Source organism: Nostoc sp. FACHB-888, assembly GCF_014696655.1.
Lineage (GTDB): Bacteria > Cyanobacteriota > Cyanobacteriia > Cyanobacteriales > Nostocaceae > Nostoc.
The window spans coordinates 94,774-116,113 of record NZ_JACJQM010000019.1 but is presented as its reverse complement, the minus strand read 5'-3'; the positions used below and the strand labels follow the sequence as shown (position 1 = coordinate 116,113).

General features: G+C 39.1%; 15 protein-coding genes and 1 pseudogene. 7 read left to right on the top strand and 9 right to left on the bottom strand.

What is annotated here, in order from left to right; all coding sequences use genetic code 11:
* Window positions 1–30: 30 nt before the first annotated feature.
* From H6G26_RS14715 to H6G26_RS14705, 3 genes are all read right to left on the bottom strand, one after another.
* On the bottom strand, window positions 31–825 hold the full coding sequence (locus H6G26_RS14715) for an aminotransferase class IV (protein WP_347242464.1): 795 nt from the start codon (window positions 823–825) through the stop codon (window positions 31–33).
* 17 nt (window positions 826–842) lie between these two features.
* Window positions 843–1,208 (bottom strand): GNAT family N-acetyltransferase, encoded by a 366-nt coding sequence (locus tag H6G26_RS14710; RefSeq protein ID WP_199326879.1) that lies wholly within the window; start codon window positions 1,206–1,208, stop codon window positions 843–845.
* 150 nt (window positions 1,209–1,358) lie between these two features.
* Complete coding sequence (locus H6G26_RS14705) at window positions 1,359–2,144, bottom strand: hypothetical protein (RefSeq protein ID WP_190729973.1); 786 nt, start codon at window positions 2,142–2,144, stop codon at window positions 1,359–1,361.
* A gap of 508 nt (window positions 2,145–2,652) precedes the next feature.
* On the opposite strand from H6G26_RS14705, the gene H6G26_RS14700 reads away from it, so the two are divergent.
* From H6G26_RS14700 to H6G26_RS14675, 6 genes are all read left to right on the top strand, one after another.
* The gene (locus H6G26_RS14700; protein WP_199326877.1) at window positions 2,653–3,147 is read left to right on the top strand and encodes a hypothetical protein; all 495 of its coding nucleotides are present in this window, start codon (window positions 2,653–2,655) and stop codon (window positions 3,145–3,147) included.
* Window positions 3,148–3,246: 99 nt separating this feature from the next.
* The gene (locus H6G26_RS14695) at window positions 3,247–4,080 is read left to right on the top strand and encodes a hypothetical protein (RefSeq protein WP_190729956.1); all 834 of its coding nucleotides are present in this window, start codon (window positions 3,247–3,249) and stop codon (window positions 4,078–4,080) included.
* Window positions 4,014–5,033: a hypothetical protein gene (locus H6G26_RS14690; RefSeq protein ID WP_190729955.1), complete on the top strand. Its 1,020-nt coding sequence runs from the start codon at window positions 4,014–4,016 to the stop codon at window positions 5,031–5,033. The genes H6G26_RS14695 and H6G26_RS14690 overlap by 67 nt, the downstream gene beginning before the upstream one ends.
* 603 nt (window positions 5,034–5,636) lie before the next feature.
* Window positions 5,637–6,932, top strand: coding sequence for a calcium-binding protein (locus H6G26_RS43770; protein ID WP_190729954.1), 1,296 nt, complete (start codon window positions 5,637–5,639; stop codon window positions 6,930–6,932).
* A 291-nt stretch (window positions 6,933–7,223) separates the two neighbouring features.
* Window positions 7,224–8,885, top strand: coding sequence for a CARDB domain-containing protein (locus H6G26_RS14680; protein WP_190729953.1), 1,662 nt, complete (start codon window positions 7,224–7,226; stop codon window positions 8,883–8,885).
* A gap of 150 nt (window positions 8,886–9,035) precedes the next feature.
* Window positions 9,036–9,776 (top strand): peptidylprolyl isomerase, encoded by a 741-nt coding sequence (locus tag H6G26_RS14675; protein ID WP_190729952.1) that lies wholly within the window; start codon window positions 9,036–9,038, stop codon window positions 9,774–9,776.
* A gap of 27 nt (window positions 9,777–9,803) precedes the next feature.
* On the opposite strand, the gene H6G26_RS14670 is transcribed toward H6G26_RS14675, so the two are convergent.
* The 3 genes from H6G26_RS14670 to H6G26_RS14660 form a co-directional block, all read right to left on the bottom strand.
* On the bottom strand, window positions 9,804–11,027 hold the full coding sequence (locus H6G26_RS14670; RefSeq protein ID WP_190729971.1) for an acetate kinase: 1,224 nt from the start codon (window positions 11,025–11,027) through the stop codon (window positions 9,804–9,806).
* A gap of 308 nt (window positions 11,028–11,335) precedes the next feature.
* Window positions 11,336–11,758: a hypothetical protein gene (locus H6G26_RS14665; RefSeq protein ID WP_190729951.1), complete on the bottom strand. Its 423-nt coding sequence runs from the start codon at window positions 11,756–11,758 to the stop codon at window positions 11,336–11,338.
* A 424-nt stretch (window positions 11,759–12,182) separates the two neighbouring features.
* The gene (locus H6G26_RS14660) at window positions 12,183–14,813 is read right to left on the bottom strand and encodes a DNA polymerase III subunit alpha (RefSeq protein WP_190729950.1); all 2,631 of its coding nucleotides are present in this window, start codon (window positions 14,811–14,813) and stop codon (window positions 12,183–12,185) included.
* A gap of 332 nt (window positions 14,814–15,145) precedes the next feature.
* On the opposite strand from H6G26_RS14660, the pseudogene H6G26_RS14655 reads away from it, so the two are divergent.
* Window positions 15,146–15,763: pseudogene (locus H6G26_RS14655) on the top strand (cation:dicarboxylase symporter family transporter); the annotation flags it as partial.
* A 20-nt stretch (window positions 15,764–15,783) separates the two neighbouring features.
* Here H6G26_RS14655 and H6G26_RS42550 read toward each other — a convergent pair.
* From H6G26_RS42550 to H6G26_RS14645, 3 genes are all read right to left on the bottom strand, one after another.
* The gene (locus H6G26_RS42550; protein ID WP_229561381.1) at window positions 15,784–15,963 is read right to left on the bottom strand and encodes a hypothetical protein; all 180 of its coding nucleotides are present in this window, start codon (window positions 15,961–15,963) and stop codon (window positions 15,784–15,786) included.
* A gap of 782 nt (window positions 15,964–16,745) precedes the next feature.
* Entirely contained in the window at window positions 16,746–18,458 is a 1,713-nt protein-coding gene (locus H6G26_RS14650) for a diflavin flavoprotein (protein WP_190729949.1), read from the bottom strand.
* A gap of 112 nt (window positions 18,459–18,570) precedes the next feature.
* Window positions 18,571–20,310 carry a diflavin flavoprotein gene (locus H6G26_RS14645; RefSeq protein WP_190729948.1) on the bottom strand — a complete coding sequence of 580 codons (1,740 nt, stop codon included), beginning with the start codon at window positions 20,308–20,310 and terminating at the stop codon, window positions 18,571–18,573.
* Between the last annotated feature and the right edge of the window lie 1,030 nt (window positions 20,311–21,340).

Genomic DNA, 21,340 nt, shown 5'->3' with positions numbered 1-21,340 from the left:
TACCTTAAGTGTAACAAAGTGACGTAGCTATCATGCTATAAAAAGCTCCTTTATTTGCTGAAAACTAGGATGGTAGGGATTATATTGTAACGACCCTGAAGGCTGATGAACGGTATGAATGGGAATAATTTCGACTACACTATTAGTGTAGGCGATCGCTTCAAATCTCTGCACTAGCTCCACCGTCCAAGGTTCTTCCCGCACAGGCTGTTGGTGGTTTTGCAACCAGTTTACAAGTTGCGAGCGCACAATTCCCGGCAAAATTCCGGCCTTTATTGCTGGCGTCCACCAACTGCGATCGCACCATCCCCAAAGGTTGCCTGTGCTGGTTTCTAGCCAATTCCCTTGACCATTGACTAATATTGCCTCTTGAGAATTTAAACTAGTTCTTGCCAGCCAAGCACTCAAATAGTTTCCAGTTTTATGAGAAGGGAGAGAGCGATAAAATTCCGAACTAGCAACGGCGCATTCAATACCACTGTTTTGTTTTTCTGTCAAATCATTTGGTAATAATCTACCAGTTATCCATTCCCGCCCATCGGGAAAAAGGGTAATTCTGAGAACGGGGAAGTGAGCGAGGAGAATTTCGGCACCTTGACGCACAAGCTTCCAATCAGGTTGCTGCCAACCAAAAGTTTGTATTGAGGAGAGTAAGCGATCGCAGTGTGCTTGCCAATTAGTTAAATTACTATCTAGAGAGTTTTCATAAACCCTCAATGTTGTAAAAATAGTTGCCCCATAAAGTAATCCTGGATCGTTAATGTCTAACTCTAAAGTTTGGGACTTAATTAGTTTGCCATTATACCAAAAAATATCATTTTTCACAACCAGATTGCCTGTTGTTATAACTGTATTCCAAAGTGATGACTTGTAATGTTCATGCGCTCCATGAGATAAAATCTGTGAGCTGCAAATCGCTGAACACCAGAATCAAGACTAAGGTGTTCACAGTCATGATTTTTTGCATATTCAATTAGCCATTGAAATAACTGTTGACCATAACCTTGTGATCGCTTCAACTCATCAACAATTAAGTCATCAATATATAAAAACTTACCTGATGCTAAACACGTAGAAATGCGAAATCCAGCCACTGCCACAGCTTGTCCCTCAAGTTCCAAGAATGCAAGTTGATATCCTTCTTTCATTTGATATCGAACTTGTTCTATAAACTTAGCTTGTTTAAGATGAGGACGCAGCTGGGACATAACAGGAAAACACTCTAATATTTTACAGTCAGATTCTGCCAATTGTATTGATATCACTATTGCTCCTAATGATATTGCGTGTAAAGTATGGAGAGGATAGCAATTTCACAAAATTTTCTTTGTTTGCAGCAATATGCTAGGAATGACAACTTAATCCTTTGGTGGAAATAGAATTTTATGAGTACCTTCAGGAGTTGTAATTACTTTTCCTCCCAAAGCTTCTATTTCCCTGATTGCTCGTTTCTGAGTTCTTTCATCAACTTGATTATTTAAAACCATTGACCAGGTAGAAATTTGAGCATATTTACTGCTAAGATTTCGACTCAAAAATTCAGCAGTTTTTCGGGAACTATTAGCTACACCCTGACTCTCTGCATCTGAAAAGTTACTAGCCCAGTCTGCCGCCGTTGCAAAAGACTTTTGAGCTGCTTGATAATTGCCTAAAAATAGTAATTCATCAATTCCTTTATATCGCCATACGTAATAAGACTTTTCGGGAACGAAGGGAGATAGTGATTTTAGCCCTTTCTCTGATAGTGCGATCGCACGTTCTGGCATAGCAGCATACAATGAAGTGCTAATAGAAAGACTCCGATATGCTGCTAAAAATCGTGGGTCACGTTCTAGAATGACTTCAAAATATTCTGGACTTAAACTATAACCTGTTTTATCTCGAACTTCATCATCTCCAAAATATTGTGAAAAATTCAGATATACCAAGTCTGCAATGAAATTATCATAACCAAAACTAGGTGTTTTTTTGAGAAAATTAAGACGGAGATTTTCTGATTTTATTTCTTTCTCTAGAGTTTCTAAAGAGGCAGATTGTTTACTATTTATTAGTTTTTGCAATTGCGGGAATTGAATCAACCCAACTCCTAATATACATACACAAGCTACTATAGGTGTAGTAAAATCTTGACGCGATAACAACATATTCATCCCTATTTCTTTAGTTTTTTCAGCACAGCCACATAATTTTATATATAGTGGCATGAGAAAAGTCTGCTAGCAATTGCACGTCTACGCTTTGCTAGGTCAAATACAAAACAAGTTGACTAAAATAAATTTATTAGCAAGTATAACATTATACTTTGTTCTTTGTCTTTGATCAGAAATATGCTTATGACACTTTGTCTACAAGTAGGAACTAATTTATCTCGATTGATAACGAACCGCCCAAAAGCTAATTCAAGAATTATTTCAGAGTCATGCCGCTTAAGAAACCTAACGCAGTAACTCCAAAAGCTAAAATGTTATTGTCCTTTGTCTAAGATAAATTTGGCTTTAAAAAATTGCCAGTTTACATTTCTTTATAAAACATTTTCTTAAATTATTAAGTTGTTTTTAGTTTAATTAATTTTATTAAGTAAAGTTTGTGAAATTTTTGATATAACATATAATCATATTTGTTTATATTTAAATCTGTAACCTTCAAAGTGTCATGGTAAATAATAGGCTTAACGAAAACACGGAAAGTAATGTTCTTAGCGATATTGCTGAAACTAATAGTCATTTTAGCAAACCAAGTAATGAATTTAAAAGAAAAGTTAAGAAACTGAATACTAATGGAGAAAAATTCAATATTGATGACATTATTGATGCTATTCAAACAGCAATAGTTGAAGTTGTCGAATTAGAAATTACAACTTGGGTCCCAGAGTCTTCTGAACAACTGCAAGAGCAACAAATTGCTAAACCAGGTAATCGAATGCATACCATAATAAATCTAATTGATGGTGATATAAACAATGAAGTTGGTAGCCAGTTTGTTGGTAGTGGCCCATATACAGAACTCCGCGAATTTCATCTAAGTCAAATCAAGGAAAGTCGGGAGATTATGCAAAAAAATATAGAAAGTTTGCAGAAGTTGTATGGATTTTTTATAGAGATTATGAAATCTCGAAAAACTTCACAACAGTCGCCATCTCGTCCATAGTAGTTATTTATTAATAGTCACACTAAAACACCTACAGCATAGGAACTTGTCTAAACCTGTAGGTTAATTTGTTTTAAATAAATAAAGGAAATTATTACTATGTCTAACAGAATTCAAGAGCAGGCTAGAGATTTGCTGGGGAAATTAGTCTCATCTGTAAATGGATTAGTCGATGATATTACAGCTTTAGAAGTAAATACAATGGTTGTGGAGCAAATTACTGGCGCAAAGTTTAATGCTTGGCAAGCATATGAAGAGATTTATTCAATAAATGACAAAGACTACTTTGATGTCAAAGGAATTCCAAATCCAGACAATTTAAATTTAACAGAACAAGAAAAAACTCAAGCTGATGAATTACGAAAACGTTATACAAGTCTATTCTCGCAACTTGAAAGAGAATATTTTTATATTCTCCTTGAAAAAAGTACTGAAGCTAATGAGCCAGACTCCAGGATAATACAATATCAAGAACGTCTTAAATATCAGGTGGAACATAAAGCAAATATTATTCCAACGGATCAGGTATATATAAAGCTAGCTCGACCAATATTGCCTGCTCCAGCTCCTGTTGCAGATGAACAAGATAATCAAAAAAAATTGCGACAAAGGTGGCAAGAGATTGAAGAACTTTTGAATAATGGTAAATTTATTCGTACCTTGCGAAAAATGTCTGAACTTAAAGCTGCACTTGATGGTGGTCAGATTACAAGTGTAGATATTGACGTTATTTATGCTCAAACTGTTATGCAGTTAGATGGAGATATTATCAGCCGTTATCATAAAAACCTATTTCAATTACCTGAAGCGGATAGAGATTTAATCCTAAAAATCCATAATGAAGGGATAGTTGCTGGAGAAAAACAGTGGCGTGGAACACTAGATTTTCTGATTGGTATTGTACAAAGTATCGCAAAGTTATCCCGACAATGAACGCTTATAAAACATACACAGATCCTGAAGTTGATGTTCAACTATCTTTTCTTGTACAAATCCCTCAAGGCACTCCTATTGAACTTAAAATTAAGGTTGAGTCAGGACAGTATAGTTTTTATCTAAATAAAATAGTTTTAAAACAAATTGAGGCAGCGCGAAAAATAGGCGGTTCTCTGTATATTCCGCCAAAATTATTAGCTTATCTTTGGTATTACAACTGTTTTAGCGATAACATTTCCTTTAGGAAGAATACTGTACCATACAATAATTTAGTAATTTCTAAAAAAAGCTTCCAAATTTTTGACAATACTTTTATAGTAAATTTTGTCAAATTATTATGGAGTAAATCATTACAAAAAAAATCGACGTTACAATATGGACTTACTTTTAATTTTTATTATACAGAAGATACATCAGCTTTATATTTTTGGAAAGAACAAGATATTGTTTTACAAAGTAATGTTTTATTCTACGGCGACATCATTCACAAAATCAAAAATAACTTTATCCAAAATCCTGAGTGTTTAAATGTTGTTTATGTGCATTATTGGCTTATTGAACAAATATTAGGCTATCTTCGGACTAAATTAAATCTACTAGCTTGGGAGCTAGCTTCGCTATTCCCTGGGGCTTTTTTAGCTTGGAAATTACCTTTAGTACAATCACTTACAATTTCATTATCAATACTCGCTGGGCTAGTAATATCATTTGTATTTGCTACTATTCGCTATTGGCTTGTTAATCAACTTCCGAGATGGACTTCTATTGGTACTTACTATCGAAATTGGCTAGCGTGGGGATTAACTTGTGTTACTTCTGGTATTTTTCTTAGTCCCACTAATTTCTTGTTTTTGCTATTTTTGTCACTACTTGGCCCGCTATTACAATGGATTTTTAGTTTTTTATTAGGGCAAGTTGGTAAAGGTTTTCTGCGTTGGTTACTAGCTTGAAAATTGGGTATAGGGCAATGGGCATTAAAAAAGAGATTCTCCTGTGAAAGATTGTTTTCATAAAAAGGCTAAGGATGTAGAGGTGTGAGGATATAAGCGAACTGTATATTCAAACAATGTTACCCAAACTAAATAAGACTTTCTAATTACAAATTACATATTACAAAGTTTTTTCAATAGCCTCCAGGATCAATTGAGCGATCGCTCAATTTTTTTGAGTATTTATCACTAATACCCGTACTGCGGAATCCGATAGTCCTAATTCTGTCTATTTGAGCAAGTATAAAATATATTGTATTTTACTTAAGCAATGTATCTTTAGCATAGTATTTTCTAGCTTATATAAACAATTGTAACAATAACTAGAACTTCGCGTAAAACTCACAGTTTGAACCCGATAGAGAGTATAGCTATGTTGCTGTTTTATATAGTGCAACCATGATTTATACACCTCCATAAAGAGTTCATCAAGTTAAAAATACTTTTGTTAGTTCAAAGGCTCACTCTTTTCTGCAACATTACTGCTAGACAAAAGTAGCTCTTTCTTAATTGAGCAAAAATAGTTGTGTCATCCAAGTTATTTAACGAAATGAGGTCAAAAAAATGGCAATACTCAGCATAGAAGAACAAGAATTAGAAGAACTCCAAGACCCGACAGCAAGCACATTCGATACTTCAGAAGCAGAAATAATTGAACCAGTATTTTCTACAAATGAAAATACTGGATTAGCAACACTAGAACAGCTAGAAAAAGGTACGTATATCCCACCAAAAACTACGTCATCCACTGGCGTTAAAAACATTGGCTTCACAGACTCCATCGCCTCCGGAGGTGCATCGTTGGATACATTTAGTGCCAATGTTGAGCAAATAACAGGGAGTGTAGATAAGGATGATACTCAAATAATAATAGGCACGCCTAATGCGGATACACTCAATGGTGCTGATGGAGATGACATCATAACTAGTTTAGGTGTCGATGATATAGTCTCAGGTCGCAATGGAGATGACCTCATTAGTGGAGGAGGTGGAAACGATTACCTCCTGGGTGATGCTGGTAAAGATGTTGTCTTTGGAGACTCTAGTCCCAGTGCAGATTCAGGCTTCATTGCAAGTGGCAATGACAGCATTTTTGGTGGTGAAGGAAACGATCAACTCTATGGTCAAGACCGTCAAGACAGCATCTATGGTGATTCTGGCAATGACTATATTGAAGGTGGGACAGACAACGATCAAATTAATGGTGACGATGGCAACGATATACTTTACGGTGATAACATAGAGGGCAGCCCCGGTGTAAGTGGTGACGATACAATCTTTGGTAACAATGGCAACGACAAAATTTATGGTGGTCGAGGTAACGACTCCCTCGAAGGTGGTGCTGGAAAAGATTTACTAGTTGGTGAGCAGGGTTACGACTCTCTTAATGGTGGTGACGGCAACGATGTATTGATTGGTAGTGATACAGGATTCTCTGGTCAACTGCAACAAGGATTTGGCTTTGGCGAAAAAGATGTCTTAATCGGTGGAAAAAATAACGATACATTTGTTCTTGGGCTTGAAAAAGCAAATGCTAGAGATGTAAATGGTGTTGATAGTGTTATTTTTTATGTACTTTTATACAATGATGGCAATAGTAACGCCAGTGGTACTCAAGACTACGCTCTAATTAAAGATTTTGGTTTCATTAACGACGGTGTTATCCGTGGTGTAGATAAAATTCAGCTAGCAGGGTCAGCAAGTGACTATTTCCTGGGTGCATCTCCTGATAGCTCGATATCTGGTACGGGAATATTTTATACCCCAAGCCAATCTGAGTCGGAACTCCTTGGTATTGTTGAGGGAATTTCAGTCTCCGATCTAAGTCTTTCTAATAACGATCAATTCATTTTTGTTTGATTAGAAATTCAGACTCAGGGTATTAGACCAAAATATTATCTGAGCGTTACTGCACGTCTTAAAGGCTTCCAATTAAAAAAATATCCAACTTGTAGGGTGCGTTATATCTGCGGTGAATGCACCATGATTGATTAGATTAAGATTGTGCATTACTTGCCTACGGTACTCTATAGGAACATTAATGCACCCTACAAATTAAGATTGGATGATTTATTTTTTGGTAGTCCTTTAATAGCAAAAGGCAAAAAACTACCTTATTCCTACTTGCAAAAAAAAAGGAACAAAAGCTTTATGGCTTCAGATATTGTTATCCAGTTTGCTGAAATACTCGAAAATCCGACAATCTTTCCCGATGAACAGGGAAAACTGGAAATTGTTGTTAAAAATCAAGGTGATACAGGGTTCAATGGGCCTGTAAACCTCAAATTGTATGGATCAACGGATAAAGTTCTTGACCTCAATTCCCTAAACACACTAGAACAATCAAGAGGTGCAAGCGATTTACTCAAGGGCAAAGATGAGATTTTGGGCAGTTTGAATGGTCAAATAGTTAATTTAGCGCCTGGTCAATCTAAAACATTTACTGTGGATTTTGCCGGATCTGAGTTCCGGACTGCAAGTGTTGTCTCTCCAGGACTCTACTATCTGATTGGACAGGTAGAGTCAGGTAATAATGTTACTGAAAGTAATACCGTCAACAATGTAGCCAGCCAGTTAATTACTGGAGGTGACGTTGTGATTCAATGGAACTCAATTCTCTTAAATGCCATACAAGCATCGGGAACAGCACCTCCACTGGCGGCACGTAATCAGGCGATCGTTCAGGCGGCAGTTTTTGATGCCGTCAATGCAATTGACCGGAGTTACAAGCCTTATTTAGTCAACATCGACCCATCGGAAGCTGCTGGAGCATCAAAAGAAGCTGCGGCAGTTGAAGCAGCCTACCGAACGCTGGTCAATTTATTCCAAGAAGATCAAAAACTTATACCTATATTTGATGAACAACGGCAAAGGTCTCTTGCAGAAATCCCGGATGGTACGGCTAAGAAAAACGGCATTGAGATCGGACAAAAGGTTGCCCAGCAAATACTGGATAACCGGAAAAATGATGGTTCAAGTACTGCACAAGGATCATACACGCCGGGAACTGGCTTTGGTGATTGGAAGCCAACTTTTACCGATGGTGAAACAACAAATAATACTACCAATTTTGCATCAGCAGCATTACCCCAGTGGGGTCTAGTAACTCCCTTTGCTATAGACAGTGTTACCCTTTTCCGTCCAGATACTTTCCCTGAATATGGTAGCCCTCAGTATACGAGAGATTTTAATCAAGTTAAGGCGCTTGGTGCTGAAAACAGCACTGTTCGCACCGCAGATCAGACGGAAATTGCCCAATTCTGGGCTTACGATCGCGGCGATACTTTCAGGCCACCAGGTCAGTTTAACGAACTCGCCCAAGAAGTAGCACTGGCTCAAAACAATACTCTGGAGGAGAATGCCCGTTTATTCGCACTGCTGAACATTGCCCAAGCTGATGCGGGTATTGTTGCCTGGGACACCAAGTATGTTTATGAGCAATTGCGTCCAATTACTGCAATCCGTAATGCGGATCAAGACAACAATTCCGACACGATTGCCGATCCTAATTGGGAGCCGTTACTAGATACCCCACCATTCCCCGACTACATATCTGGGCATTCTGTATTTGGTGGTGCATCAGCCGAAATTCTGAAACTTTTCTACGGTACTGATAACATCAGTTTTGATATTCCTTCACAAGAATTACCTGGTGTTGCTCGCTATTACGGCAGCTTTTCGCAGGCAGCCCAAGAGGATGCCGATAGCAGGCTTTATGGTGGTGTTCATATCGAAGCGGCCACTATAGACGGGGTAGGAGTAGGTAGGAATGTCGCCAGTTCCGTGTTTAATAACTTTTTGACTCCGGTTTAGATATACTCACAGAATTTAGATTTTAAATTTTGGATTTTGGATTGAAGGTTCAAAATCCAAAATTTAAAAAGGTCTGAGAGCAAGCGAATTTCAACATGAGAATGAATTTAAAATCCCAAAGCTAAAACTAAATGACAGAGCCAATCTAATATGACTGTAGTTTTACAAGTCGGGAACCGCACTATCACATCTGAAGAAATCGTCCCTTTACTAGCTAGTTATCAATTGCTGCCTCGGTTGTTATTTGAATTAATTATTGATGAAGCGATCGCTCCTTTTACCCATACGCTTGAGGAAGAAGAGAGTGCTTATCAGAAGTTTTGTCAAAAAAATCACTTGAATTCAAATACAGAACTTCAAACTTGGCTAAAACGCAATGGCATGACGACACAACAACTACAAACCTATGTCAGGCGATCGCTAAAAATTGAAAAATTTAAGCAGGGTACTTGGGGAAACCAACTGGAATCTCACTTCCGAAGCCGCAAGTCGGAGTTTGATCAGGTGCTTTTTTCTTTGATTCAGACTAATGATTTGGCTGCCCAAGAACTCTATTTTCGTATCCTAGAAAAAGAAGCAGATTTTGCTGAACTCGCCCGCAAGTACTCTCAAGATGCCAATGCGTCTAATGGCGGGTTAATCGGGCCAGTTTCTCTAAGTAATTGTCACCAAACGCTGGCAAAGATGCTATCAGTTAGCCAACCTGGTCAACTTTGGCCTCCCACTCGCTTAGGGGAATCGATGGCGATCGTCAGAATGGAAAAGTTGATTCCAGCACAGTTTGATGATCTCATGCGCCAGCGACTTTTGAGTGAACTTTTCGCAGCTTGGCTACAAGAGCAGTTCAATCAAGTAGGTGAGATAGGTTTGTTGCCTGAAGATTTTTGTTAATGTCGCCCTAGTCAAACTATTTGTAGCTCAATAACTCTTTTTTAATAATTGCCAACACTGCTCGGCGATCGCCCAATCTTCTTGAGTATGGATAACTAATACTCGCACTGCTGAATCGGGTGTGGCAATATCCTCATCAACAGGCTGCTGTTGATTTTTCTCAATATCAAGTTTCAATCCTAAAAAACCAAAGGCTTCACAGGCGGCTTGGCGAATTTCCGCAGAGTGTTCACCTACGCCTGCTGTGAACACCAAAGTATCTAATCCGCCCAAACTACTAAGCATTGCACCGATACCAGAACGCAGGCGGTGTACGTAGATATCCCACGCCAGTTGAGCGCGGGAATTACCTTGAACAATCGCTTCTCTTACCTCACGCATATCGCTAGCTACACCCGAAATTCCTTTTAACCCAGAGGCTTTATTTAATATATGATCCAACCTCTCGACGGAGTAATTGCAGTACTGCAACAGGTAAATCAAAATTCCCGGATCAACTGAACCAGAACGACTACCCATCATCAATCCGTCTAGGGGTGTGAATCCCATTGTGGTATCAATGCTGCGACCGTTTTTAATTGCCGCCAAAGAGCAGCCATTACCCAAATGACAAGTAATTAACCGTTCAGGGGGAACATCTCGACCGAGAATTTGGGCAGCACGTTGAGAACAATATTGGTGACTGATACCGTGAAACCCATAGCGACGGATACCTTGCTCTACCCACTGATATGGGCCAGGATAGATTGCTGCGGCATCGGGTAGAGTGGCATGAAAAGCAGTATCAAAGACTGCTACTTGAGTGACATCTTTTAAGATTTTTTCAATTGCTTCTATGCCTGATAAAGCGGCTGGATTATGTGCGGGAGCGAGATTAGATAAACGAGCGATCGCTTTTTTAACATCCTCCGTAATTACCACACTATCTCGGTAATCCTGTCCGCCATGTACTATCCGATGCCCCACCACATCGATTTCTGATAACTGATCAATTACCTTGGTATCACCATCACTAAGTGTATTGAGTATATAAGAGAGGTGTGCCTGTGGAGAATCACCAGAAATTGATTTTTGCAGTGTTGCACCCGTACCAGTTTTTACTTCAATTTCTGCCACACCCCGATCTTGAGTCCAGTTGATTTTCCCTTCCCAAACGGGTTGGGCTGCTTGGGTGGGGAGAGCATTATCTGCAATCTTATACAGACAACTCTTTTGGCTGCTCGATCCGGCATTCAGCACCAATATCTTCATACGACAACATAAAAACATGACCTTTTTTGATCATGTCAGCAAATGTAACCTTATGCTTCTAACCTATAGGCATAATATGTAGCAAAGGTGCGCTTCCATTGCTAAAATTTTGTTGAACCATTTTTCAAAGCGATCGCTCATAGATTTTCTATCTCTGTAGTAGCATCTTTAAAGCGAATCAAACTCTCATCTGCAAAATTTGTTGGAGTGGTTAATTGCCTGTATCAATATTGATTTGTTATATTGTTTCTATTTAGTTGAACCATAATTTTTCTCCGATGCTTCTGCTTTAATGTCCGAGGGAATTATCAGCGAGGCTTACCACAGTTTTGCAAGTAGTTATCAAAGCGAACTTCTGCTGTTTCGAGTGAGCCGTTTTCATTCAAATAACGTACTTTAAAGTTAATAACTACAACATCGCCCGAATCATATCCAAGAATGCGATCGAGAAATTTTGTAGGAGGAACTTCATAAGGACCGCCGGGATTGACGGAACAGCATTTTGTATACAATGCTATATATTCATCGAAGCTTTTATACTTGATGTGCTTGGGATCTGGGAAGTTTTTTATCGGTAATGTATCCCGGCTATTTTGATAATCAAATACTGCTCTAATTTTTTCTTCGTTACTTAGGTAACGCATTTCTGCAAAACAGAAGCCAGAATAGTTTAAACCAAAATAAATAAAAAGAATTAGCAGCACGCCACCGACAAATAAAAACTTTTTCAATATCAGACCTCAATCCTTGTGAGCCTCAGTTATTTTCACTATTCTCGATCGATGTATATAATTTTTTAGGGATTGATTTTTATCGATGTAAACGACTCGTATTTACTACCTGTATAAACCCATTTAAAAATATCACATCGGTAAATTTTCTTACTTATACCGTTTCTTTGTGAAGCTGCATATATTTACCCCCGGCTACGCCGTCCCCCCGATGCGTTGGGGGGACTGATTATGTGCATCTTCATACAGAATTGGTATTACTTGATCCAAGTCATTTAAAACTCGTAATATCTTTTGTAACATCTCGCTGGGTTCTATCCATCAATGGAGCGATCGCGTTTAAAAAACTGCTTATAACCCTGCCATCGGTGTTGAATGAGAGCATTTTTCAAATCCCCAATTGCTGACTTCAGTTTTATTCTAGCTAACTCGGCAAATTATCAACCCGCATCAAATCCAATTCACGTTCAAAAATTTCATCAATTGGCAACATTTGACCATCAACAGTCATAAATTTATGGTCTTTTGTCGCCCGAATTATTGAACCATCTTCCAAACAATATTCAAACACCTCTTGTTGTCCGCGATCGTGCCACTGTGCTACAGGTTGCGTATAAATATTTCCATTATTATCAACGCTGTACACAGTACATTCAATGCGTTTTTCTACAATTTTACCAATCGGCAACAATCCATATTCTACTGTTAATATTTCCGTATCATAGCTTAAACAATATTCAGCAAACTTCAACATTTGCTCAAATAATTCATCCGCAACTTTTTTCGGAACACCATTTTTCGCTGCGCCATCTACGAATTTTTCTCGCTGCTTTTGCATCTCAGAAACTTTCTTCTTACCCATTGCGCGACGCAGCAAGTCAGCTTGTCCTAAAGAATATCCAGCCATATCTTGAGCAATTTTCATGATTTGCTCTTGATAGACCATAATTCCATAAGTTTCGTCTAATATTGGTTCTAAAACAGTGTGTTGATAATCAATATTTTCTCGACCATGTTTGCGGTTAATAAATTTAGGAATCAGCCCTGCATCTAATGGCCCCGGTCGATAAAGTGCCAAAATTGAAGAAATATCTTCTATATTAGAAGGCTTCAAATCTCGCACTATCTGACGCATTCCAGAAGATTCTAATTGAAATATCCCTTCTAATTCACCTGCTTCTAATAACTCATAAGTTTTTTGGACATCTTTTGGTAAACTGCTATGTTCACCTTTAGCTAATATCTTCTGGGCTTTTCGTTCCTGGCGAGGAATTTCATCAGGATCAACCCGATATCCTCTTGTTTCTTGAATCAAATCAACAGTCTTTTGAATCAGGGTCAGGTTCCGCAAACCCAGGAAATCCATTTTCAATAAACCCATTGATTCCAAGTCTTCCATGAAATATTGGGTAATTACAGAACCGTCATTATTTTTCTGTAGCGGCACAATTTCATCAAGTGGTTCGTCTGAAATTACCACGCCTGCGGCATGAACACCAAAGGTTTTGTTAGTTCCTTCAATTCGCATCGCCATATCAAGCCAATGGCGAACATGGGGTTCTCTATCATATTTCTCTTTAAATTCTGGTTCTGGAGTTTTATCGGAAACCATCACCTTGAGTTTCGTTGGTTTCCCCCGAACTACAGGAATTAATTTCGCCATTTTGTCAGCTTCCCCATAAGGAATATTCAATACTCTGGCGACATCTTTCAAAACTGCTTTAGACGTGAGGCGGTTAAAAGTAATAATTTGGGCAACTCTATCTGCACCATATTTTTCAGTTACATAATCAATAACTTTATCCCGTTGTTCAATACAGAAATCTGTATCAATATCAGGCATGGATTTTCGTTCTGGGTTCAAAAAACGTTCAAATAGTAGTCCATGATGCACAGGGTCAATATTAGTAATTCGCATCGCATAAGCAACTAACGAACCAGCCGCAGAACCACGACCTGGCCCTACAGGAATGTTATTATCCCTAGCAAATTTGATGTAGTCCCATACAACTAAAAAGTATTTGGAAAAACCCATTTGCTGAATCATTTTCAGTTCGTATTCCAATCTTTCTTTATAGACGGAATCGACTTCTTGGCGAGATTTGCGATTTAAGCGTTCTAAAAGTCCACTCCATGCAACATCTTCGGCGTAAGTGTCAGCAGTATGACCAGAGGGAATTGGAGGTGTAGGAATCTGAGGCTCACCCATAATATGGTAAGGCTCGACTTTATCAGCAACTTCTTCAGTAGTAGCGATCGCTTCGCTGATCACATCATCCGGCAAATGGTCACGAAATAGCTGCTGCATCTCCTCACCAGATTTGAGATATTCTGTACCGCTATAACGCATCCGCTTATCTTCAATAATTAGCTTGCCAGTTTGAATACATAGCAAAGCATCGTGGGCTTCAACGTCAAAACAAGAAATAAAATGAGAATCATTAGTGGCAACAATTTTAATGCCAAGCTCCCGCGCAATTTTGACGATTTCAACATTAACAATTCGGTCTTCTTGGGAGCCGTGGTCTTGAATTTCTAAATAATAGTCATCACCAAATACGTCTTTATACCACTGAGCAACTTTCCGGGCTGCATCTGGTCTATTACTGAGAATCGCTTGAGGAATTTCTCCACCTAAACAAGCACTAGTGACAATCAAGCCTTCATGATATTGTTTCAGTAAATCTTTATTAATACAAGGACGGGAAAAAATTCCTTTTCCTTGAACACCTTTGAGGTGAGAAATTGTGGTTATTTTAACTAAATTTTTGTAACCTTTAGTATTTTTAGCTAAAACAACTTGGTGATATTTGGGTCGGCGTTCTTGTTTCTCAATATCGCCGTTAATTATATACATTTCATTGCCGATAATCGGCTTAATATTTTGACTACGGCAGATTTTGATTAGTTCAATGGCTCCATACATGACACCATGATCGGTAAGGGCGATCGCTTTCATCCCCAGCGCGATCGCTTGATTTACCAACTCTGGTAGCTGACTTGCCCCATCGAGTAGACTGTAGTCACTGTGAATATGTAAAGGTACAAAGGACATAAGCATCTCCAACCACAAGCCAAGATATCTCTAGGGGCCTACCTTGTGGTATACCCTTTCAAGCCGGATTTTGCAAAGCAACGGAATATTACATTAGCAGTTTTTACCTAAAATTAAAGCTGTTCTTTTTCCGAAATTGCCACTGTCATCAATGTTGTTTTAATACTTACAGCAGTTAATCAGCATCTGACTAATGAGCGAAATAGAGAGTACTTCTTTGCCTGAAACCAAAGCTAGCCCTTGGTGGCAGCGTATCCCCCTCACCAAAGAGGCAGAGGGGAAGGGGGCTATTAGCTGGGGAAGCAAGCCCTTCCCCTCTGCGACAAGCGTTGCGTACAATTGCTATGCAAGGATTTGCACCGTTTAAATCTTTGGATGCATTTATCGTGGCGGTGCTGTTAGTACTGGCATTACAGGCGTGCTACTACCTCACCAGAGTAAAATTTGGTTCTTGGGTACACCCACTAAAATTGTTCGCTAGCGGTTCTGATGCCTTTTTGACAGCTTTCTCAACTTCTTCTTGTGCGACGGCAATGCCCATAACCTCTGAAGTTTTGGAAAAAAGTTGGTTTAAGGGAATCTTCTGTTGCCTTAGGGGCATTAGTAGGAGCAAATTTCAATAATGATGGTACTGCCCTCTATGAAGTAATGTCTGCGTTGTATATTTCTCAATTGATTGGGCAACATCTGAGCCTAGAACAGCAGTTAATTGTCATTTTTACCTCGATTTTTGCATCTGTAGGTGTAGCGAATATTCCCAATACTGGGCTGGTAACAATGATACTGGTGTTCACTTCTATAGGCTTACCTACCCAGTACATTGCTTTGCTAGTCACCATAGACTGGTTTTTGGATCGCTGCCGTACTGCAATTAATGTAATGTTATTGGAGGTATAACTGTCAGTGCTTTACTTGACGGTAAAAAGCCTCGTTCTGTAGACGAGGCTTAGTTTTACGGCTTTTCAGGTACTTAATGCTGTTGAGGCCCTTTGGCATCACATTCTTTAGCCCAGCAACGTTCTAGAAGTCGAAGACGCCAGATAAATGCAAAGCGTTGGGGATTCAATACTAATTTAGTATCCTGACTAAATAAAGGCTGGTTTAGATACTGCCAAAGAGGAAATTGAATTTTGGTGTGTTTTGGAGCCATAAGAACAACAAATATTATAAAAGTTTAGCGGCCATAGTTGGCATTTTGTTTAGCAAGTGCCATACTGTTTTTCTAGTTAAAGGCTACACTGCGTTTTTGCAATTGTCTTGGCGGCAATTGCGGAATTTCAGTAAGTGAATTTATCTTGTTTCCGCTTTAATACTGAAATCGCACACAGCATTTTTCTGATTTCGCATTCTGTAACAGGTCATACCATTTCACAACATTTCTAGTACAGATACGTTGGTAAAAGCATATAAATCTATAGCCCTACAGTCAATTTATTTGTTACAAAGATTTTTGGAAGCGATCGCATTACCATTTAGAATTTTAACTCGGTGGCCTGTTAGTAAATTGGGTAGTCTGACGTTGAGGGGTGGAGTTATGGTTTCCAAAACGCTTGTAATTTCTGTTACTAACTCTAAATTTATAGCCAATTTGATGAGAAGGCTAGTTCTACAAAAATTGTTTAATGTTAAGGGGAGCAAGACCTTGCTCCCCTTAATAGTATCATTAGATAGATAATCTAGTAGATAACTAAAATTTGCTTGGGTGTACTAAAATTGCAAAGATTTTGGAAATGCTATAAGCAAGTTCGTGTAAAAACTTTAGTCCTTGTTACAAACCCTCAAAACTAACTTGACAAAGTAGTAATCTGCATATCTACAAAAAAATGGGACGGGCAAGATGCCTATCCCACAAGAAAAAAGAGAATTTTTGTTATAAAACGCCTTGGCTATATTTAAGCTAAAGCGGTTTCGTTAGGTTAAGTTTCTCACTATCTAATAATGAGTGCCGGTTTTGCGATGGTTAATGGCAGTCACAGCATCAGGCTTGAGTAATTTACCTTCATCTACAGTTGCATACACAACCCAGTGATCGCCACATTCCAGACGTTGGTTGACTGAGCATTCCAAATATGCTGAAGCGTCGGTGAGAACGGTACAGCCGTTATCTGCAACTGCTGTACTAAAGTTGGAGAATCGGTCTTCCCCAGGCGCGAAAGATTTACGGAAATGCTTCATGTAGTCTTGGTGATTGCCTTCAGGTAGAATATTTAAGGCAAACTTACCGCCTGGATACATCAAAGATTCAATTGCTCGATCTTTGGCGATCGCAACAGTTAGTCCAGGTGGGTTGAAAGTAGCTTGAGAAACCCAAGCGCCTAACATTGCAGTAGACACTTCTCCAAGTTTCGCTGTGATCACGCAGACGGAACCAACGATCCGACCAACTGCCTGTTCCACTGGAGTAGCGGCTTGTTGTGGTAGGCGTACCTTTTTAGCCTTTTTCAGTGCTTGGGCAAAGTCTGTGCCTAATTCTTCACAAAATTTGAGAGTGACATCATCAGGTTTAAACTTGACCTTCAGAGTGTCAAAACCAAAGCGATATCCAGCATCTCGGAGTTTACCTTCAATTAAGTCAAATGCTTCGCCACTCCAGCCGTAGGAACCAAAAACCCCAGCGAGTTTGCTGTTGTCACCACTTGATAGCACAATACCTAAAGCTGTATGAATAGGAGTTGGCGCATGACCACCGATGGTAGGAGAACCAATGATAAAACCCTCTGACTGTGCTAGGTTGATGCGAATTTCATCAGGGGTAGCAAATTCGCAGTTAATCGATTTGACTGCGACTCCACCTTTAGTTAATCCCAGAGCGATCGCTTGTGCTAAAGTCGCTGTATTCCCGTAAGCTGAAGCGTAAAGTAGGGCAACAGAAATTTCGCGATCGTTGTGAGAACGGCTCCACTCTGCATAAGCTTTGGTAAGTTCGATTAAGCTGGTGCGTACTAAGGGCCCGTGACCCACAGCATACATTCTCACCTGCAAATCTGATATTTTCTCCAAAGCTGCTTGCACATGAGGAATTTGGGGAGCCATCAAGCAGTTAAAATAATAACGCTGGTCTTCTTTAAGCGCTTCCCAGTTATCGTCAAACGCTTCATCACCACAGAGATGAGTTGCAAATAACTTATCTGTGTAGAGAATTTGGGTTTGCTGATCGTAGGTACAAAGCCCTTCTGGCCAACGTGGACTGGGAGTAGGGAAAAATTTTAAAATATGACCCTTGCCTAAATCCAGAGTTTCTTTCCCCCGCATCACCAAGACTTTCAAATCACAATCTAAGAAAGCAGCACGCAAATTGTTCGCACCGGGAAGAGAACAGACAAAAGTTACCTGTGGTGCCAGTTCTAAAATTGCTTTGAGAGTTGCAACTCGATTGGGGCTAAAATGACCCAAGATTATATAATCCAAACTTTGCAAATCTAAAGTCTGCCGCAATGTCTCTAAATAAATTTCGGTAAAGCTTTCTGGCGGTGGATCAATAATTGCGGTTTTATCAGCTTCAATTAAATAGCAGTTGGAGGTAGTACCTCTTTCAAGTGCGTATTCAATTTCAAACCGCAGACGTGACCAACTACGTGCTCTGATCGCCTTAGTATTTGTAGCAATTGGTAAAACTTGTACGTCGCGTGGCTTGGAATTGGTCATAGCTGTTGGGTAAAGTTAGGGAACAGGGAATAGGTTATAGGGTATAAATCATAGAAAACAGGGGATAGTTTTCTTTTCTGTCCCCTGTTTCCTGTTACCTCTTGCCTCTTTCTTAGTAGTAATTACCTACTTTGCGATGGCGAACGGCTGTCAATCCATCGTTTTTGGAGACACGACCTTCTTGGACGGTGCAATATAAAATCCAGTGGTCGCTGCATTCCATGCTGCTCTGTATTTCACATTCCATGTATGCCAGAGCATCAGTTAGAATTGGGGAACCGTTTTTCGCGGTTTGAGTTTTTACCCCAGCAAAGCGATCAGCACCAGGATGCAAGCGCTTCAGGAAGTGTTTTTTGAGTTCTTGATAATTGCCTTCTTCCAAAACGTTGAGGACGAAGCGATCGCCTACTTGCATTAAGGAATCAATGGCGCGGTCTTTCGCAACGGCAATTGTCAATCCCAAGGGTTGCAAACTCGCTTGCGTTACCCAGGACGCCAACATTGCACTTGAGGCATTATCTTTTTTAGTGGTGACTATATACAGTCCACTACTAATCCGACCCAATGCCTTTTCCATGTTGACATCAAGGGACTTGATTTGCTTGATGTTGCGATCGCGCACCAGCAATTGTCCGATGTCTTTACCCGCTTCTTCACATAACTGGAATGTTGATGCGGTGGGAACTTCTTTAATCCGAATGGGCGGGAAAGCTTCTTTGATGCCAGAATTGAGAAATTGTCTGCGGAGTGTATCAATGGGTTCATCATCCCCACCGTAACATTCAAACAGCCCAATCAATTGCTTGTTCTTGGCGACAGCTAACACCGAACTGATACCAGCTTGGGCGGCGGCAGAAGTAGTTGGAGGCATACCAATAATAATGCCAGCTGCTCTCCCGGCTAGTTCTTGAATTTCTTGGCTCTCAGCAGTACTCAGATCCAGTACTTCTACCCCAATGCCAGTTTTCAGTATACCTTCGGCAATTGCGTGACCAAGGCGTTCGCCATACCCATAATCTGAGACAAAAAACAAGCCAACTGTTGTTTCTGCTTTAGCTTGTTTTTGGCTCCAATTTTCGTAGCACCCGGTTAGAACATCTAAATGGTGGTATAATAACGGACCGTGACCGTTGGCGATAATATTAATCTTCCCAAGATCACCCATCCGCTTCATCGCATTCAGCAATGAACGAGCATTAGGGCCCATTAAGCAATCGTAGTAAAATCTAAAGTCAGCTTCGATCGCTTCTAAATCTTCGTCGAAGGTGCGATCGTCACAAAAATGCATCCCAAAAGCATCACAGGTGTAAAGAATTTGGGTTTTGCGGTCAAAGCTAAAGATTGTATCTGGCCAGTGCAGGTTAGGCGCACTCACGAATTCCATTTCGTGTCCTTTGCCGATATCTATGCGATCGCCGGTTTTGACAACTCGCTTAGAAAATGGATCGTGTACCAAACCTTCTAAAAACTGAAGCGCAACTTTTGATGCTAAAACGGTAGCTCTAGGAGCTAATTGAAGAACATCTTCCACCAAGCCGCTATGGTCTGGCTCTGTGTGGCTGACAATTATGTAATCAATTGTTTTGGGGTTAACAAGACCTTTTAGAGTCTCTAAATATAGATCGCGAAACTTCTGGTGAGAAGTATCGATCAAAACTGTTTGTTCGCCTCTAATTAGATATGAATTGTAGGTTGTGCCGTTTTGCAGTCCGAATTCGATATCGAAGCGATCGCGATCCCAATCAAGAGAGCGAATCGCTGTTGTATTAGGAGCAATTTCTACAGTTTGTATAGTTAACCGATGCTGAACGTTCTCTGCGTGGGCATTGCCGGTCGTAGACATCGCTACCATTATTCGTCTCCGAGCGCAAATTAACAGGTTTTTCTTCTGCCCCCATTGTCCCTATTATTTTTATTTTAAGTTGTAATGAATGTCAGTTTTTGAAAAAATTAACTTGTATCAAATATTGCAATTTTTTAGCAATATTTGTAACTCCAAAAATATACTAAATATTATTTTATTCACCGATACATACTGACCCTTTATTTATGCTAATTATCTTATATTTTATAGTCAAAAATTGTCATAATTCTATGGTTTTAGCATGAAACACTAAGAAAAGTAAAATTAAAAATATCTTAAAAAACCAAGGCTGTTATAACTATATTGATTTTTACAAATAACCTATAAACCCTCAGAAATTAGCAAAAGCCGCAATAATACCCTGTAATTATGACGCAAAATGTTGGGCAATTGCAAAATCAATGTCTTAACAAAATAGGTTTATATGTAAAGTAGAAAAATAATTTTTTTTAATTACTCTCCTATCACTAAGTTGAAAAAGTAGGAAAAGTAGGAAAGGTAGGAAAAGTAGGAAAAGTAGGACAAGTTGCCTCCACGTTTTCAATCTGCATAGAATAGGCTGATAGCATTGTTCTTTCAATAACTATTTAACAGTTTTTGCCTCAAATAAGGATTTTGCTACATAAAATATAAATTTTATGTAAACTTGAGAAAACAGAGATTTTTTTTGGAGATGATGAAAGTACATTCCCAGAGCTGATTTAAATAAAAAGGAACTAGGCTTGTATATCTTTATTTTGGTTATCCAACCTCTAAACTAGGGTAAAAACCATTTTTAAAGTTTCGATGAATCCCCGTAACCATACGAATAATCCAAGAAATTTAATGATACAGTTCTGTATTATCGACCTTAGAGATTAATCAGGTAAAGTCAGCAAATTATTGACGTTGTAGGCATAGGCTAGAGGCTTGGCTATTAAATAAATATGCCTAAACAGTCTAATAACATCATTTTTGATATGCTTACCTTTTTACATCAATCTATTACTAATGATATATGGCAAATTCTGATAGCGTT

What these genes read in the sequence shown, in the direction of transcription:
- H6G26_RS14675 (WP_190729952.1), top strand. Translation starts at nt 9,036, where the DNA reads ATGACTGTAGTTTTACAAGTCGGGAACCGCACTATCACATCTGAAGAA.
- H6G26_RS14710 (WP_199326879.1), bottom strand. Translation starts at nt 1,208, where the DNA reads ATGTCCCAGCTGCGTCCTCATCTTAAACAAGCTAAGTTTATAGAACAA.
- H6G26_RS14670 (WP_190729971.1), bottom strand. Translation starts at nt 11,027, where the DNA reads ATGAAGATATTGGTGCTGAATGCCGGATCGAGCAGCCAAAAGAGTTGT.
- H6G26_RS42550 (WP_229561381.1), bottom strand. Translation starts at nt 15,963, where the DNA reads ATGGCTCCAAAACACACCAAAATTCAATTTCCTCTTTGGCAGTATCTA.
- H6G26_RS14700 (WP_199326877.1), top strand. Translation starts at nt 2,653, where the DNA reads ATGGTAAATAATAGGCTTAACGAAAACACGGAAAGTAATGTTCTTAGC.
- H6G26_RS14650 (WP_190729949.1), bottom strand. Translation starts at nt 18,458, where the DNA reads ATGACCAATTCCAAGCCACGCGACGTACAAGTTTTACCAATTGCTACA.
- H6G26_RS14660 (WP_190729950.1), bottom strand. Translation starts at nt 14,813, where the DNA reads ATGTCCTTTGTACCTTTACATATTCACAGTGACTACAGTCTACTCGAT.
- H6G26_RS43770 (WP_190729954.1), top strand. Translation starts at nt 5,637, where the DNA reads ATGGCAATACTCAGCATAGAAGAACAAGAATTAGAAGAACTCCAAGAC.
- H6G26_RS14705 (WP_190729973.1), bottom strand. Translation starts at nt 2,144, where the DNA reads ATGTTGTTATCGCGTCAAGATTTTACTACACCTATAGTAGCTTGTGTA.
- H6G26_RS14645 (WP_190729948.1), bottom strand. Translation starts at nt 20,310, where the DNA reads ATGGTAGCGATGTCTACGACCGGCAATGCCCACGCAGAGAACGTTCAG.
- H6G26_RS14680 (WP_190729953.1), top strand. Translation starts at nt 7,224, where the DNA reads ATGGCTTCAGATATTGTTATCCAGTTTGCTGAAATACTCGAAAATCCG.
- H6G26_RS14695 (WP_190729956.1), top strand. Translation starts at nt 3,247, where the DNA reads ATGTCTAACAGAATTCAAGAGCAGGCTAGAGATTTGCTGGGGAAATTA.